The 17,118-nt window shown below is 45.3% G+C and carries 14 protein-coding genes and 1 tRNA gene; 12 read left to right on the forward strand and 3 right to left on the reverse strand.

The window, feature by feature from the left end; genetic code table 11:
• The 12 genes from BT112_RS09275 to BT112_RS09330 form a co-directional block, all read left to right on the forward strand.
• Window positions 1-1,803, forward strand: a 1,803-nt coding sequence (locus tag BT112_RS09275; protein WP_139276086.1) for an Ig-like domain-containing protein, incomplete at its 5' end; no start/stop codon positions are given.
• Between the two features lie 75 nt (window positions 1,804-1,878).
• On the forward strand, window positions 1,879-2,811 hold the full coding sequence (locus BT112_RS09280) for a PorP/SprF family type IX secretion system membrane protein (RefSeq protein WP_072317102.1): 933 nt from the start codon (window positions 1,879-1,881) through the stop codon (window positions 2,809-2,811).
• 11 nt (window positions 2,812-2,822) lie between these two features.
• Window positions 2,823-4,763, forward strand: a complete 1,941-nt coding sequence (locus BT112_RS09285; RefSeq protein WP_139276088.1) for an OmpA family protein — start codon at window positions 2,823-2,825, stop codon at window positions 4,761-4,763.
• 100 nt (window positions 4,764-4,863) lie between these two features.
• Window positions 4,864-6,216 (forward strand): immunoglobulin domain-containing protein, encoded by a 1,353-nt coding sequence (locus BT112_RS09290; protein ID WP_072317104.1) that lies wholly within the window; start codon window positions 4,864-4,866, stop codon window positions 6,214-6,216.
• Between the two features lie 33 nt (window positions 6,217-6,249).
• Window positions 6,250-7,146, forward strand: coding sequence for a hypothetical protein (locus BT112_RS09295; RefSeq protein ID WP_072317105.1), 897 nt, complete (start codon window positions 6,250-6,252; stop codon window positions 7,144-7,146).
• A gap of 226 nt (window positions 7,147-7,372) precedes the next feature.
• Window positions 7,373-8,539 (forward strand): T9SS type B sorting domain-containing protein, encoded by a 1,167-nt coding sequence (locus BT112_RS09300; protein WP_083564853.1) that lies wholly within the window; start codon window positions 7,373-7,375, stop codon window positions 8,537-8,539.
• A 174-nt stretch (window positions 8,540-8,713) separates the two neighbouring features.
• The gene (locus BT112_RS09305; RefSeq protein ID WP_072317107.1) at window positions 8,714-9,220 is read left to right on the forward strand and encodes a hypothetical protein; all 507 of its coding nucleotides are present in this window, start codon (window positions 8,714-8,716) and stop codon (window positions 9,218-9,220) included.
• A 533-nt stretch (window positions 9,221-9,753) separates the two neighbouring features.
• On the forward strand, window positions 9,754-10,284 hold the full coding sequence (gene idi, locus BT112_RS09310) for an isopentenyl-diphosphate Delta-isomerase (protein WP_072317108.1): 531 nt from the start codon (window positions 9,754-9,756) through the stop codon (window positions 10,282-10,284).
• Window positions 10,281-10,691: a 6-pyruvoyl trahydropterin synthase family protein gene (locus BT112_RS09315; RefSeq protein ID WP_072317109.1), complete on the forward strand. Its 411-nt coding sequence runs from the start codon at window positions 10,281-10,283 to the stop codon at window positions 10,689-10,691. Before idi ends, BT112_RS09315 begins: the two co-directional genes overlap by 4 nt.
• Before the next feature lie 60 nt (window positions 10,692-10,751).
• On the forward strand, window positions 10,752-11,723 hold the full coding sequence (locus BT112_RS09320) for a type I phosphomannose isomerase catalytic subunit (protein WP_072317110.1): 972 nt from the start codon (window positions 10,752-10,754) through the stop codon (window positions 11,721-11,723).
• Between the two features lie 42 nt (window positions 11,724-11,765).
• Entirely contained in the window at window positions 11,766-12,035 is a 270-nt protein-coding gene (locus BT112_RS09325; RefSeq protein ID WP_072317111.1) for a hypothetical protein, read from the forward strand.
• Window positions 12,036-12,108: 73 nt separating this feature from the next.
• A tRNA-Thr gene (locus BT112_RS09330) sits at window positions 12,109-12,182 on the forward strand.
• Window positions 12,183-12,350: 168 nt separating this feature from the next.
• On the opposite strand, the gene BT112_RS09335 is transcribed toward BT112_RS09330, so the two are convergent.
• From BT112_RS09335 to BT112_RS09345, 3 genes are all read right to left on the reverse strand, one after another.
• On the reverse strand, window positions 12,351-13,499 hold the full coding sequence (locus BT112_RS09335; protein WP_072317112.1) for a PepSY-associated TM helix domain-containing protein: 1,149 nt from the start codon (window positions 13,497-13,499) through the stop codon (window positions 12,351-12,353).
• The gene (locus BT112_RS09340) at window positions 13,499-14,572 is read right to left on the reverse strand and encodes an alpha/beta hydrolase (RefSeq protein ID WP_072317113.1); all 1,074 of its coding nucleotides are present in this window, start codon (window positions 14,570-14,572) and stop codon (window positions 13,499-13,501) included. The genes BT112_RS09335 and BT112_RS09340 overlap by 1 nt, the downstream gene beginning before the upstream one ends.
• Before the next feature lie 67 nt (window positions 14,573-14,639).
• Window positions 14,640-17,024, reverse strand: a complete 2,385-nt coding sequence (locus BT112_RS09345; protein WP_072317114.1) for a TonB-dependent receptor — start codon at window positions 17,022-17,024, stop codon at window positions 14,640-14,642.
• Window positions 17,025-17,118 lie beyond the last annotated feature (94 nt).

Here is a 17,118-nt window from a genome sequence, read left to right on the forward strand (position 1 = left end):
GGCGGCTTACTCGCTGTGGACGACAGCGCTTCCACACCTATGGAAATGCCTGTAGCTATCGATGTCCTGGCTAATGATGAAGCCGGAAACTCACCTATCGATCTTACTTCGGTGACGATCGTAACGATGCCCGGCGAGGGGACGGTAACTGTCGATGCTGCTACAGGAGTTGTTACGTACACTTCTTCGGGAGACTTCGAAGGCGATGATACGTTTACTTATACGATGAAAGACGAGGCTGGTTATACCAGCAACGAAGCCACGGTTACGGTAAGTGTCGGTGGTAATAACGGTGGGCTGATGGCTGTGGATGACAATGCCTCCACACCTGTAGATGTCGCTGTAGCTATAGATGTATTGGCCAATGATGTGGCCGGAAACGCCATTATAGATGCTGGTTCCGTAGCAATCCTTACCATGCCTTCTTCCGGAGGAGTAGAAGTAAATGCTTCGACAGGAGTAGTTACCTATACACCGGATAATGGTTTCGAAGGAACAGACACTTTCACCTACACGATGAAGGATGTAGACGGTTACACGAGTAATGAAGCTACGGTTACCGTTAATGTGGGTGGAAATAATGGTGGCCTGATGGCAGCAGATGACAGTGCGGGTACTATTGTAGATACCCCTGTAACTGTAGATATCCTGGCTAATGACACAGGTGGTAATGCACCTCTGGATCCGGCTTCGGTAGCCATTGCAACCATGCCGTCCGATGGTAATGTGGAAATATTAGTGTCAAACGGAGCTGTAACCTATACTCCGGATGCCGGATTCATAGGAACGGATACCTTTACGTATACCGTAAATGATACGGACGGATACACTTCTAATGTGGCTACGGTGACCATTACCGTCGATCCGGCACCGACAGGACCTATAGCTAATGACGATGCGGTTCAGGTAAATCCGAACAGTTTTGTCAGTATAGCCATTCTCGATAACGATGCAGAAGGAAGTGCACCTATCGATCCTGCTTCGGTAAGTATCGTTACCGAACCTGCTCACGGTGATTACAGTGTTACTGCCGATGGAGTAGTAGACTATATTCCGGAAGCCGGGTTCGTAGGGCAGGATAGTTTTGAATATACTGTAGAGGATATCGACGGAAGAGTTTCTAATGTAGCTGTTGTTTCCATAGATGTGACCTCAGATTCTGATCTCGCCATTACGATAACCGTAGACGAAGTAACACCGTCGATAGATAGCAATGTGGAATTCACTATAACCATAACCAATGACGGGGACCAGGTATTCTCCAATATTGTGGTGGATGAATCTTTACCATCGGGTTATGAATTTGTAGGGTCACAATCTGCAGAAGGAGATTATAATAATATAACTGCAAAGTGGACGATAAGTCATATCGGTGCCCAGGGGACCGCAATGCTAAAACTAACCGCGAAAGTTGTGGCAGTAGCCGGAGCAGATTATCTGAATGTGGTTACCATTGAAGAATCTTCCCCGGTGGATTCCAATCTGGAAAACAATACCGCTCAGGTAGCTGTAGAGCCACTGTTGCTGGTGGTGTATAACGAGTTCTCGCCGAACGGGGATGGGTTTAATGACACCTTTGTGATAGACGGAATTCAACTTTATCCCAACAATGTACTGAAAGTGTACAACAGGTATGGAAGCCTGGTGTTCCAGACTTCCAATTACAATAACGACTGGGATGGAGTAGCCAATAAGAGCGGAGCAATTATGAGCAAAGACAGGTTACCGGTGGGTACGTACTTCTACGTGCTGGATACCGGAACCGGAATCAAAAAAAGCGGATGGCTCTATATCGCAAGATAAATAACACATAAAGAGGGATACCCCAATCCCTCTTTATTGTATTAAACCCTTATAAAACAGATAAAATATAGACAGATGAAAGTTATAAGAATCAAAAAGCGCAATTACATTTTGTTTATATGTATGCTTGCTATAATCACCGTAAGAGCGCAGCAGGATCCTCAGTATACACAATATATGTATAATATGATGAGTTTCAACCCTGCCTATGCCGGTTCTGTCGGAACCCTCGAAGCAAACCTGTTGCACCGGTCGCAATGGACAGGTATAGACGGGGCGCCACAAACACAATCCCTGAGTGTGCACTCTCCCCTGACCAATGATCAGGTAGGGCTCGGCTTTAACGCAGCACATGATAAGTTAGGTCCGTCCAGGGAGGTATTTCTCGATGGGAACTTTTCCTATACCATACAAACCGGTTATTTTTCTAAACTCGCTTTCGGGGTTAAAGCCGGGGTCAGTATCCTTGATATTGACTGGAGTAAGGGAGATTTCAGGGATCCGAACGACCCTGTATTTGCACAGAACGTGAATAAAACGCACTTCCTGGCAGGAGCAGGAGCATTTTACTATACGGACAAGTGGTACGTGGGATTCTCTGTGCCGAGCTTTATACGGTACGATTACTATGACGACAGGGAACAGGGGGCAGTATTGTCTGACAGGCTGCATTACTTTATTACCGGTGGATATGTATTTGAATTATCTCCCACTGTGCTGTTCAAACCTGCCACCATGGTAAAGATTGTTCGGGGCGCGCCGGTTGCTGTGGACCTTTCGGCCAATTTTATGCTCCACGAGAAATTTACGCTGGGAGCTTCGTATCGATGGGATGATTCTGTAAGTGCCCTGGCCGGTTTTCAGATATCACCAAGTTTATTTATCGGGTATGCTTACGATTATACAACGACCAGTTTTAACAGGTATAACGACGGAACACATGAAATCATCCTGAGGTACCAGGTGCCCTTCAGGTCGAGCCGTATAAAATCCCCGAGATTTTTCTAAACAGAATGATTATGATAAGAAATATATTTTTAGCCCTTGGTTTTTTGTGCTGCTTTGTATCAGCTTTCGGGCAGCAGTTAAAAAAAGCAGATCGTCTTTTCAAAGAGCTGGCTTATGTAGAAGCATCCGAGGCATATGAAGCGTATTTGAAAGGAAACAAGACTCCTTCGCCGGAGGTATTGGAGAATATAGCGGACTCCTATTATTTTATCAGCAAAGACAGTAGCGCGGTAAAGTATTATAAAAAACTTTACGAATTACAGAAAACAGGAATGTCCGGAGCACATTTCAACCGTTATGTTCATGCTTTAAAGGGCGTAGAAGAATATGACGAAGCCGCAGCTTTAATGAAAGAGTACCTGCGGGTGAAGGGAAATGAAAAAGAAATTACGAGGTACGCAAAAGAGAAAGCATATCTTGACAGTCTTGGTCAGGCTACCTCATTATTTACGATTCGTAATCTGGAGAGCAATACGAACAGATCGGAATTCGGAACGGCCTTTTACGGAGATAAAATAGTATTCTCTTCGACCAGAAAACCGAGTTATACGCTGTATGTATGGAATCAGCAGCCCTTTCTCGACCTTTATATCGGGGACCGGAATGCTACCGACGGCGAACTCTTTAACGTTGAGCTTTTCCTTTCCGGATTAGAATCGAAGTATCATGATGCCACGATTACTTTTTCTCCCGACCGTTCTTATGTGTACTATACGACTAATATTCTTAAAAACAAGAATAAGCTCGTCAAGGATAATTCCGGAACGAACAATTTTCATATCATGAAGGGGACAATTGAGGACGGAAAAGTGACGAAAACGGAAAGTCTGCCATTTAACAGTATCGATTATTCCGTAGGACATCCTTCTATGAGCCCCGATGGCAAGTGGATGTTCTTTGTGTCGGATATGCCCGGCGGATTCGGTAACACGGATATTTACGTGGTACAAATGGATGAAAACGGAAATGTAGCTTCCGAACCTCAGAACCTGGGACCGGTGATCAATACCCAGGAGCAGGAAATGTTCCCTTATTTCCGTGAAGGCAAATTGTATTTTTCTTCCGATGGACATTATGGCCTGGGAAGGCTCGATGTATTTTCAAGTGAACAGAAAGAAGGAAAAATGGAATTTAAGGCGCCGAAAAATCTCGGTGCACCGGTAAACAGTAATAAAGACGATTTTTCATTCATTATCGATTCTACAGCCTCATTCGGTTATTTTTCCTCTAACAGGCTTGAGGGGAAGGGCGATGATGACATCTATTATTACACCAAAGAAAAAGAACCGTGCGATCAGTTGGTTTCCGGTAAGGTGACCAATAAAAATACGCAACTGGCCCTTGAAGGAGCTTCCGTAAAAGTTTACGATGAATTCGGCGATCTCGTAACGGAAGCGGCTACAGGAGATAATGGGATGTACGAGGTAGAAATTCCCTGTGAATCCACATATAAATTCGTAGCCACAAAACCCAATTATACTACCGAGGAAAAGGAAGTAAAAACCACGAAGAAAGACGGAGATAAAATTGAAGGTGTCGATTTTGAACTGACCAATTATGATGATCTGATCGTCAAAGAGGATGATCAGGAAAAAATAGATGTAAATCCCATATATTTTGATTTTGATAAGGCGGATATCACCCCACAGGCCGCTGAAGAACTCAATAAGGTAATCTATGTGATGAACCAGTTCCCCAAAGTGAAGATCAAGATAGAATCTCATGCAGATTGCCGGGGAAATGCGGATTACAACAGGAAACTCACCGACCTCAGAGCCAAATCCACGCAGAAATATATACTTGAAACAGGCAAAATAGACCCGTTGCGTATAGAAAGTGCTATCGGTTATGGCGAAGACCGTCCTAAAGTAGTGTGTGAGCGTTGTAACCAATGTACGGAAGAACAACACGCTAAAAACCGAAGGTCCGACTTTATTATTATTGAAAAGTAATACTATAAAGTATTTTTAGAGATTTTTTATCTGCCTTTCGCAAAAAATAATACCAAAGGTGCCACCCCTTTTACGGTTTACCTTGAATCCAAACCACCCTATGCGTATCAGGTTAGAACATATAACAGTAATACTGCTGGTAGTAATACTATCCGCTTCTTTCGGTTGCCATCCTGTATGGGGACAGCAACCGAAAGAACGGGTATATGCTGCTTCACAAACCAATGGAGGGCTATTAGGTACAGTTTCTAATGCTGCTAATGTGGTGGGCAGCGGAACAAACACCTCGGCTTCGCTCAGTGTGCCTTTAGGTGCTTTAGGTGTGGCAAGTGCCTATGTGCAGCCCCGGTTCGGGTCTACGCTGCCTGCAGGAACATCCACCCACTTAAAGATAGGTGTTAACCCCACGCTTTTGGGAGCGGGGATCACGGTAAATGTACAGGCCTATAACGGTACTACGGCAGTAGGAGCATCTGTTAATATGGGGGCATTACTGAGTCTTCTGAACGGGCAGTACACCGAAGAAATTGTATTTACCCCTCAAACGAGTGGAGGAACTCCGGTGTCTTATAACGGAGTCAGGGTCACCTTGAACGGGGGACTTCTCAGTATCGCAGCCAATGTAGATGTTTACTATGCCTATTACCTTCAGGATGCTTCGGCTTCCATAGCCTGTGATGCGCCTGCGGAGGTATTGTACGGGTCGACCGGCACCCTGCTTTCCGGGGTAAACCAGGTCGAAAACCCTCAGAATGCGATAGACGGAAACACCAATACGTTCACTCGCCTGAGGTCCAGTGTAGGTGTGTTGGATAAGACTTATATCCGGTCTTTATACAATACATTGTCCAGGTCCGGCGATTCCGTACGGGTGATTTTAAGGAATCCCGGCGGTTTGTTACAGGCCTCTCTTCTGGCGACGAATCTTACCATTACCACATATAACAATAAGACAAGTAATGGCGCCCTTGAACTGGACGAATCTATCCTTTCACTTTCGCTGTTGCCGGGGAGTACCGATGTGCAGGTATTGACCTACCCGGTGATTCCGGAATTCAATCGTATAGAAGTTTCTATAGGGCAGGGACTGCTCAATGCTTTGGGAGACTTGTATGTTTATGAGGTATCAAGAATAGGAAAAGGACCGGAAGTCACTTCCCCGCAATTCGTAGATGATGTGGCCTATGCCTGTTACGGAAATCCGGTAACACTAAATATAGCCAGCCCGCTGGCGAATTCGATATACAGGTGGTATACCGTTGCTGCCGGTGGAACATCCGTTTTTACCGGTACTTCTTATGCTCCGGATACTACCATTGCAGGAACGAGATTTTTTTATGTCTCGGAGATGAGGAACGGATGTACGGATGAAACCGGGCGTACACCGGTAAAACTTGTAGTGCTCCCGGCGTATGGTAACCCGGATATAGCCATAGGGAACACAACCAACTAAATTGAATAATAAACAATCCAAAAATCGCGACACATGAAATTTATTACAACAACTTTGAAACGAGGGCTTGCAGTTTTAATATTTGCTGCCGGAATGCCCGTATTTGCGCAGATCGTAGCCCCTGTACCCACCACCCCGGTAACTTCTCCGGGTGACCTCAATGTCGGAACACTGACCAATAACACCGGGCCGGTAAGCACGGTGGAAGGGGCGGTACTTTTTTACAATCCGGCAACAAATGGTCCGGAAGTAACGTTAACAGCCAGCCTTGATGATGGTGCCGGAAATACTTTTACGGCTTATGAGTGGTACAATATCACTACGGACGGAACTACCGAAACAGCAAATGAAATCTCCGGAGAATCCGCACAAAACCTGGTACGTACGGCATTGGCTCCCGGATATCACAAGTTCAGGGTGTACGGACTGGTTGACGATGGAAACGTAATATGTCAGTCCGATGACTACGAAGACATTATTCTTTTCGTGTTGTCACCGCTCACGGTAACCACGACCTTCAACGACAACGGAAATCCTTTGGCGTATTGTTCTACCGATGTGCCCGCAACTCCTATCGAATTGTCCGTAAGTGATATTGCAGCCGATTATACGGACAATGCCAATGGGTATTCCAACCCCGACGGCGGAGATTTTGAAGTGTCTTATCAATGGTTTGCCATTAAAGACGGTGATACGGGCAATCCTGTCGACCTCGAAACCACGACGGATAGCTATTCCGTTACCCTGACCGATACCGGTACCTATACCTTCTATGTGGAAGTCGAATATGCCACTTCCATAAAAGACAAGGGGGCAAGAGATTATGTGACGTATACCAGTACGGTACAGAATGCAGGAAGCGACCTGGAGATCGTAGTATCACCTACTCCCGGATCTCCGACCATTACTATAGGGGGCGTGACGGACTAACGAACTTCCTGTGTACTACAAGGTCAACAGGTCTGCTGACCTGATTGCTCAGAACAAAAAGATGTTTTCGCCTGGTCGGATTTACAATCTGGCCGGGAAAAAACACGGAGAATAACAGCGTTATTATTCCTGTTTTACGACGGTACTCAGGAATGATTTCTTTGCTGTTAAGACTTGTCTTTATACTATACGAGAAGCACACTTTTCTTTACCTGTTTGCTAATATATGAATGTCAGAATTCTTTTTGTTACTTTCTTTTGCTGCTGGCAATTTGTAGTGGCTCAGGATAACAGTGATTTCATTGTAGTGCCCTTCGGTAGTAAAGTGATGCTTACTGCAACTTCCGAGGGTGCTGTAAGTTATCAGTGGTATCGGAACGGAGCAGTTCTTGAAGGAGCAGTAGAAGAAGTATATAAAGCAGATACCGAAGGGGACTATAGCGTAATTTCTTTTAATAGTGACGGATGTCAATCTTTTTTTTCTCAAACCGTAACTATTCGGTTTTCCGAAAGATTATTGCCGCCTTCCGGTCAGAAAGAACAGTTTTTCTGTGCTGCAGATTCTCCTTTAATTGCCGATATAGAAGTTACCGGAAATAATATCGTATGGTATGACTCTCCTGACGAAGGACAAAAATTATCTGCTGATACTCTTCTGGAAGACGGAGTTACCTACTATGCCGCACAAACCTCCGGAGAAGAAGTAGAAAGTGAGGAGCGGCTCGGGGTTACTGTGCGTCTCGATTATTGTCCGGATTTAGGAGTGAACAAGAGTGTAGATGAGATGAATCCTCGGATAGGTCAGGAAGTAATATTTACCCTGGCGGTAGAAAACACACATTGGGCACCACTTCAGAATGTGGTTATCAGTGATAAATTGCCTTCCGGATTTGATTATCGCTGGCACCAGGCTGATAAAGGAAGTTATGATATATCGTCGGGATATTGGCAAATTCCCCATCTGGATAGTTGGGAGACCGCCGAATTGAATATTAGAGCAGAAGTACTGCCGCAGGGAGAATATAGGTACGCTGCGTGGCTTGAAACCTCGGAGCCTGAAGATACTGCCGAATGGAATAATTTATCCACTGTAGAGATTGAACCTTCCTGCCTTAAAATATATAACCTCTTTTCTCCCAACGGAGATGGGATCAACGATGTTTTCCGGATAGATTGTATCGAAAAATATCCTGATAATACCCTCGAAGTATTCAACAGGTACGGCAATACCGTATTCCGGCAAAAGGGGTACGATAATACCTGGCAAGGTGAGTCGAATGTGAAAAATACGATAAGCCGTAATGGACAGCTCCCCGCCGGGACTTACTACTATGTACTGAGCCTGGGTAACGGTACAAGGTCGGTAACCGGATGGCTTTTTATCATGCGATAAACAAGATGTTTACACACCGGGTCAGATTTGAAATGCCCCGGCGCCTCGCTTATCTTCAGAAACCCGGGGGGACGTGATACGCATATTTCTTTCTGTTTTAACGCCCGGAAAAGGGCTATTAAAGCAATCTCTTAGACGCCGGAAGTAGCCTGGTTAGCAGCTAAAGGGCTTCTGTTGACCGCTCAGGTACATGGTTTGACCGCTCAGGTACATGGTTTGACCGCTAAAGGGATTCGGTGGACTGCTCAAGTACATGGTTTAGCGGTAAAAGAAATTCTGTTGACCGTTCAAGTATATGGTTTAGCGGCAAAAGAGATTCGGTGGACCGCTCAAGTATATGGTTTAGCGGCAAAGGGGATTCTGTTGACCGCTCCGGTACATAGTTTGACGGTTAAAGGGATTCGGTGGACTGCTCAAGTACATAGTTTAGCGACAAAAGGGCTTCTGTTGACCGCTCAAGTACATGGTTTAGCGGCAAAGGGGATTTGGTGGACTGCTCAAGTACATGGTTTGACGGCTAAAGAGATTCGGTGGACCGCTCAAGTATATGGTTTGACGGCTAAAGAGATTCGGTGGACTGCTCAAGTACATGGTTTAGCGGTAAAAGGGATTCTGTTGACCGCTAAAGGAAAGGGTTTAACGGCTAACTCAAACCGGTTCGGTGTAAACGTAATCTCTTAAATGGCAAAAAAACAGGCCCCGTATCCGGCAGGAAGTACAGACACCGGTCCGGTGACAAAGACAGGTATGTTTTACCGGAAGACCGGTAGTAACGCTACCACTTCCTGACCTTTTGTTTTGCGGTCCGGCGGTGGTTTGGTTTTTCCTGTCAAAAAAACATCCCCAAAAGGACAAGCCAATCGAATTAAGTTTACACAAGCCTTAAGAACAGGAATAATTACCCTGTACATGAAGCTGTCTGATGGACGGAAGCAAGACATTCATGGCGTTATGCCCTGAAAGACAATTTCTTAATAATATAAATTCCGAAATTAAACTTTTACAGCCTTCAGGCGTGCAGGTTGGTTACTGATTATTGTGTGCATACGTATGGTCTGAATAACCCAATAACGCAACGGACTCTTAATACGCATTAATAATCAAAAACCGGTTTTAGATCCATAGACTTTAAAAGTGTCCGTAAATTCATTATGACGGCTGGCAAGGGTTTTGTATTTTTGAGCCCTTAGTTCAACACCGAAGAAATAAAAGACATGCAGGAAGAAAAGGTTATACTGGTGAATGAAAAGGATGAACCGCAGGGATTGATGCCCAAGATGGAGGCCCATGAAAAAGGACTGCTTCACCGGGCGTTTTCTGTTTTTGTGATGAACGGAAAAGGGCAGACAATGATACAGCAGCGGGCCCTGGACAAGTATCACTCCCCGGGATTGTGGACCAATACCTGTTGCAGTCATCAAAGAGAGGGAGAAGCTTCTGTAGATGCCGGAAAGCGAAGGCTGATGGAAGAGATGGGGTTTACCACGGCGCTCGAAGAGGTCTTTTCTTTTATTTATCACGCTCCTTTTGATAACGGATTGGCCGAGCACGAATTCGACCATGTACTTATCGGAAAGTACGAAGACGATCCCTGGCCGAATCCTGCCGAGGTTGCAGCGTGGAAATGGGTTTATCCCGAAGAGATCAAAAAAGATATGGAACTTCATCCGGAGCTTTACACAGCCTGGTTTAAGATCATTTTCGACAAATTTTACGACCATTTAATGCAAAATGCTTCTATATGAGGGTCAAGGTAAGCAGAAAAGCACATTTCAATGCCGCACATAAACTGCACAATCCGAAGTGGAACGAGCAAAAAAATGCCGAGGTTTACGGCAAATGCAGCAGTCCCAATTATCACGGTCACAATTACGAGCTGATTGTGAGTGTTACCGGAGAGATAGACCCGGAGACCGGGTTTGTCATGGATATCAAGAACCTGAAAGACCTTATAGCCGTAGAGATCGAAGATGCTTTCGACCATAAAAACCTGAATCTTGATGTGCCGGAGTTCCGGGAACTTAATCCCACGGCAGAGCACATCGCGGTAGTGATATGGAATAAACTGCGAAAATCCGTTAAACCGGAACTGGATCTCGAAGTCGTCCTATACGAAACACCGCGGAACTTCGTAACCTATACTGGAATATAAATACCGGCTTCCCGGTGGAAATAGACAAACAAAACACAAACTATACATTACATAACAACAATGAAATCTTATCCTATAAAATTTACCCCTATCCTTAAAGAACGTCTGTGGGGCGGTACCAAACTCCGTGATGTGCTTGGTAAAAAGATCGATAATGATATTACGGGAGAAAGCTGGGAACTTTCTGCGGTGCCCGGAGATGTTTCTGTAGTGGCCAACGGCCAATACCGGGGAAAGAGCCTTCAGGAACTTATCGATACGTATCGTGCAGCGCTGCTTGGTAAAAACGTTTCGGAACGGTTTGGCAGTGAATTCCCGATACTTATTAAATTTATAGATGCCAAACAGGATCTTTCTATTCAGTTACACCCTAACGACGAACTGGCCAGAAAAAGGCATAATTCTTTCGGAAAAACCGAAATGTGGTATATCATGCAGGCCGACGAAGGGTCCGAACTTATCGTAGGATTCAATAAAAATGTAAGTAAAGAAGTATATAGTTCACATCTCGAAAAAAATACACTGACCGATATACTCAATTACGAAAAAGTAACGGAAGGTGATACGTTTTTTATCAACACCGGTAAAGTGCATGCTATAGGTGCAGGCGTTTTACTGGCCGAGATACAGCAGACTTCCGATGTTACCTATCGCATTTACGATTTTAACCGTAAAGACAAAAACGGTAACACCCGTGAATTGCATACGGAACTCGCGCTGGATGCGATAGATTATGAAAAGAAAGACGATTTTAAGGTGACATATACCAAAGAAAAGAATGTGTCCAATACGATGGTGGAATGCCCGTATTTTACAACCCATTATATGGATGTGGAAGGACACCTGGAACACGATATCGCAGGCCGGGACTCGTTCAGTATCTATATGTGTGTCGAGGGTGAAGCGGAGATAGCAACCGGGGGTATAACCGAGAACGTAAAAAAGGGGGAGACCGTCCTGATACCCGCAGCGGCTGAGATGGTACACCTGATTTCCGACAAAGCCAAACTATTGGAGGTGTATATCGGATAAAATCCGGTAAAAAAATCTAAATTTGCAAAAAAAATATATATCATGGCAAGTGTTAAAAATCTGAAGAAAGAGATTAATTCCGTTTTAGGCGATATTATCGAAGCGGTCTATTTGTGGGAAGCGGCAACGGATAATCACAATTCTAAGGAAGGAACCGAAATTATTGATGAGGCTATCGAAGCTTTTGATGATTTGATAGAGAAAGTAAATGACAAAAGTGTCGAAGACAGACAGGCTCATTTAAAGTCAGTTAAGCGCGAGTTGGAAACCAAGGCTAACGAGCTTATCAAAAAAGTAAATAAATTGTCGTAATTTTTTTTAAAAAAAGGTTGGTAAAAAATAAAATCCATTTTATATTTGCCACCGCTTTTAAGGCAGACATGAGGCCGGCATAGCTCAGTTGGCCAGAGCACGTGATTTGTAATCTCGGGGTCGTGGGTTCGAATCCCTCTGCCGGCTCAGAAAAACCCTTCGGAAACGAGGGGTTTTTTTATGTTCTTTCGGGAGTGTGGAAGATTATGGAGGATCATGGATTGTGCTCAGGCTTTATATAAAAAAGCTCCGGCAAAATCCTGAGATTGCCGGAGAACATTGGTGTATTCAGTTTCACTATACGGGCGAGACGTATTACACTTTCTTTTTCTTTTTTCTTCTTCCCCACCAGATCAGAAATCCGGTAACCGGAAGGGTAGTGGCAATGATTCCACCGATAAACGTAGAGAGTTTGCCCAACTGCCCCCACCATTGCCCCATGTGTAACTGCCAGATGATATTTTCTGTTTTCTCATGTTGCAAATAGCCTTTTCCAGGCTGTATTTTCTCACCGGTGTAACGATCGTATATGGTTATATCTGCATGTTCTATACTTTTGAGTCCCACTTTTCCGGAAGTAAATACATAGGCCCCGAGCTTTTGCTGGTCATAATTCCAGATACTCACCATCTCTTTGTCCGGGTATTCCTTTTCCAGCACTTCGTAAGCAAAAGTTACCATGTCTTTTGATGTTTTTGTGCTGTCCTGAACCGGAAGGACCTCTTTGAGATGAGCCAGTTCGCCTCCTGTAGCCCGTATGGTCAGGTTGCTGAGTGCGGGAAAAAAGATTAATAGCCCGGTGATACTAAGGATAAGACAGATGATCAGGGAATAGAAACCAAAAACATTGTGCAGGTCATAATTGAGTCTTTTGAATTTAGCTTTCCATTTGACCGTAAAACTTGCCTGTCGGGTGGTCTTGGTCCATCGTTTGGGCCACCATAATACGAGCCCCGTAATAGTGCTGATGACAAAAATTATGGTAGATATAGCCACAATCCAGTGTCCTGTTTCGCCCGCGAGGAATGAGGCGTGCAGATGTGCCGTAACAAAAAAGAAATAGATGCTGTTATCTCTTTTGATAACGTTTCCGGTATACGGGTCCATATATATCATGGCCAAAGACCTCTCCACGGGGTTAAAGGCACGTAGGCGAATGCTCCGGGAAGGATCTTTAAAGAATACGAATTCCGATATCATAAAGTCCGGATATTCCTCTTTCAGATTGGTTATGATCTCGTCTGCGGAAATTCTTGTGATCCCTTTTTCCACATATTTGGCATTGCCTGCGGTGAGGTCCATGATCTCATCGCAATACACGATGATCGTTCCCGTAAGGCATACAAAAACGAGTACCAGCCCCGAAACGATACTGGGCCAAAGATGCAGCCAGGCTACGATACGGTCGAACAGATTCTTGCCTTTTTTCTTTTTTATTGCCCTTTTTGCCTTGTTGCCTTTCATCAATGGTCATTTTTTAAACGTTGTAATTGTTTGCTGTCCGGATAGATGTCAAGAGCATGGTCCAGAATGGTGTCCGCGTTGTCTTCATTGCCTGTGCCACGAACATAGCGGATAAGTTCGTAAAGCAGGGATTCGTCGGGACGGAGATCGAAGTTCAGTTTTTTGGAAACCTGGGCGTAGGTCCGGGATACGAGTTCGGGATTTTCGGGGATCTTCTTTACCGGAAGCTGTATCCCGTCAAAAAGGAAATAAAGCGCATCCATAGTCGCCGGTATCGGAACAGCACCGTGATCGTGATCCGGGTAGTATTTCCATTGCGTACGCAGATTGTTTTGCGGGTAAGCGTTTAGCGTATTTTCGCAAAACCTGCGGATCAGTTTTCCGTGTTCAAACCGGTCTTTGGTGTTTTCGGGAGCTTCATAGGCAAGAGCGACGAATAACCCTTTTTTCTGAAAATCGGTAGTTTCCCACTGGGCTTTAGCCCTTTTGTAAATGACCTGGTCGTCCCACCACAGGCTGGGGTCTATGGCGATGTAATCATCAAAAAGTACGGGAGCTTCGAGCAGGGTGTATATGGTAAATAGTCCGCCAAAAGAATGTCCGAGCAGGATGTCGTACCCGTTACTTCTGAAATTCGAATTTATATAAGGTTGCAATTCTTCGCGCAGAAAATCAATAAACCGGTCAGCTCCGCCACTGGTCTCAAAGTGGTTTTTTCCGTCTGGTCCCGAAGTCCCGGTTTTAGTCGGGGTGAAGTCTCGTGTCCGATCGGTATTCCGGATACCGATAACGATCATTTCCGGGTGCGGTCTGTACAGGAATTTGGTGTTGAACCTTTCCAGTGCCGACACAAAGGGAAAATTAAAATCTCCGTCCAGGACGTATAGTACGGGGTAGTCCGCTTTGGCAAAATCCGGGTTGTCGTAATGTTTTGGTAATTGCACATCGATGATCCTTTCTTCTCCGAGTACCGTGGAATGGAATGAGTGAGATTGCCCGGTAACGATCGGCTCCTGGGCAGCGGCCGAAAGCATAACCAGAAAGAGAAAACTTGTTTTTAAGATCTTTTTCATGATAGTAAAATGTTATTCCCGACTGCACGGTAAAGCGTTCAGCCGGGAAGATATTGTTGGAGATGCGTCAGAAGCGGAATGTCAGGTTAGCCAGAAAAGTCCGGGTTTGCTGAGGGATGGCCCATGAAGTCGCCATCCAGTATTCCTTGTTGGCCAGGTTGTTCAGTTTGAGTCCTACCCGGAACTTCGGCTGCTCGAAAAATACGGAAGCATCCAGGGTATGGAAGCCGGATACTTTTACGGTGTTGGCATCATTAAAAAAATAACCATCGGAATAGTTTCCTCCGAAGCCAAAACCTAAACCTTGCAGTTTTCCATCGGAAATTTTGTAGCTGGCCCAGTAGTTGGCAGAGTTGTAAGGCGTAGCTGCCGGTCGGTTTCCTTCCTGGTCGGCCTGATTTTCACCTACTTTGGTCAGCCGGCTGTCGTTGTAACCATAGCCCGCAATAATATGAAATCCGCGGAACGGATTGGCGATCAGGTCGAATTCCAGTCCTTCGCTGCTTTGCGTTCCGTCCTGTACGCTGACCAGCTCATTGTTATCATTGAAGACCGAACGGACCTTGTCCTGTACTTTGATATTGTAATAACTGACCGTTCCGTTGATCATTCCATGGAGGAGTTCAAATTTAACACCACCTTCGATCTGGTTGGCGTTTTCCGGTTTGAATACCAGTCGGGTGTCATCGGACAGATTGGACGGTGCTACATTCCGGAAACCGTTCTGATAGTTGGCAAAAAGAGAAACCTGGTTGGCTACTATCTGGTAGACCAGTCCGAATTTCGGTGACCATGCGGTCTGGAGGTAGGCATTGGCCCTGTCGTGAAAACGATCTACACGAAGACCTGCCATGATATGGAGACGGTCAAAAACGGTAACTACATCAGATACGTAAGCACTGAAGGTTTGAGTATCCCTGTGGTTGGCCGCCCGGGTCTGCCCGGCCAGGGCATCCTGATAGGTATTGACGTTGATGACAGGAGCATCCTGGTTGAGCACGGTTATAGTGTCTCCTTTTGTATTCAGTTTGTCATAATCGCCGATTGTCGTTCTGGAATCGGTAGTCTGCAGCTGGGTATAATCGAACCCGAATACCAGTTTATTGCTGATGTTTTCCCATTGATGGGCCGCCGTGAAGTTTTGCTGAAACTGTATGGTGTTGAAATTACTCGGCAGGTTCATCAGACGGCGTTGTAAGGTCTTCTGGCCCTCATAGGCTCCGGTGCCGGAGTTGACCAGGAGGAAGAGATAATTGGCATTGTTGTCGGTATTGGAGTAGGATACCCGGGAGTCTGATGTCCAGTGTTCGTCAATAACAAATTCGGCATTGGCAAAAACATTGAGGACCTTGGCCGAGCTGGTCACGTCATTGGAGGCATAGGATCTTTGAAAATCCCAGTGGAGATCATCAAAACTGTTAATCTTTGCAGAGCCGATACCTACGTAAGTAGAGTTTCTTTCGGATTCGAAATATTCCATATCGAGATTTAATGTCAGTTTTTCACTGACGTGATATTGAAACGCCGGGGCAATCATGAAGGTGCGGTTGATCCCCTGGTCCTGGAACGATTTTTCGCGGTGAATAGCTGTATTCAACCGGAACAGGAAGGTTTTTTCTTCGTTTAAAGGGGTGTTGTAGTCCAGGGTCACCCGACCGAGACCGTAACCACCCGCCGTAAGACCTACTTCACCGCGTTCTTCCGAAAAAGGCTTTTTCGTAACCCGGTTAACCAGTCCGCCATAAGATATCAGGGTGCTCCCGAACAAAGTAGAAGAGGGGCCTTTGATAATTTCCAGGCGTTCGAGGTTTACAGGATCGGACAGGGAGACAAAATTTGTGGCCATACCGTTGCGTATGGAACCGGCGCCATCTGCTCCCGAAAATCCCCGCATGCGCATGGAGAGTCCCGTACCACCCGATCCTACTCCGAGCATCACATTGGTAACCCCGGGTGAGGAAAGAAGGGCTCCTCTGAAATCGGTGGCGATCTGTTCCGTGAGTAACTCTTTGGGAACCACAGTGTATACCTGTGGGTTTTCGAGGTTTTTTAGTGGCATTCTCGCTACCATGTCAGATTTTTTTTCGGCGAAGATTTTGGCAGCTCCCGTAAGCGTTATCCCGTCCAGTTCTTCCGTACTTTCCTGAAGCGTAATAGCAGGTAGTGTTATGATTTCACCGTTTGCAACCTCGATCTCTTTTTGTATGGTCCGGTATCCGATATAGGAGACGACAAGAGTATAAGTTCCGGGGCCGATTTGCGGGAGTTCAAAATTCCCGTGACGATCGGTAACGGTCCCGGATGTACTTCCTTTAATCGTAATATTAACCCCTTCGGCAGGAGTTTTGTCGGGGGTAGTAACCTTTCCGCGGATACCTGTCGCGTTTTGTGCCGATACGCCGGACAATACGCCAGTGAACATGAGCAGGCATATAAAGTATTCTTTTATCATAACTTATTTTTATTTAGATTTAATTTAAATTGATAGACAAACTTACTGAAAAACCCGGATTTTGTACAATAAAAAAATAAGATTTTCGGGTGTT

Source organism: Sinomicrobium oceani, from assembly GCF_900119185.1.
Taxonomy (GTDB): domain Bacteria; phylum Bacteroidota; class Bacteroidia; order Flavobacteriales; family Flavobacteriaceae; genus Sinomicrobium; species Sinomicrobium oceani.